General features: G+C 45.9%; 1 protein-coding gene. It reads right to left on the reverse strand.

All coding sequences use genetic code 11. From position 1 onward, the window contains the following. Positions 1 to 238: GntP family permease (locus BHE18_RS01520; protein WP_216095294.1), on the reverse strand; the 238-nt coding region annotated here is incomplete at its 3' end. Positions 239 to 401: the final 163 nt, after the last annotated feature.

The raw sequence follows: 401 nt of genomic DNA on the forward strand, positions 1-401 counted from the left end.
GGATAACCCAGCCAAGTTCTGCTCCGACCAATTCCGCAACCGCAATCGGCCCCGGAGTCGGTGGGATGAAACTATGCGTTACTGCAAGACCCGCCAATAGCGGAATCCCGTAATGCAATAGCGATTTGCCGGTTTTCTTTGCCAAGCTGTAAACAATTGGTACCAAAATGATGAAACCGACATCGAAGAATACAGGAATGGCTACGATAAAACCTGTTACACCAAAAACAAAAAACATATATCTTATACCTCTCTCGGAGCAACCTTAACGAGCTCATCCGTCAAATTTGCTCGTACACTGCGTCATACACAGTTGATTCATTTCTACAGCTGCTGTCCACGCGACATATCGTCGAAAATTTCCGAGACGTATGTTGCCACTCGAAGATTACTCTTCCAGA

The sequence above is a fragment of the Rossellomorea aquimaris genome (genome assembly GCF_001877785.1).
Taxonomy (GTDB): domain Bacteria; phylum Bacillota; class Bacilli; order Bacillales; family Bacillaceae_B; genus Rossellomorea; species Rossellomorea aquimaris_A.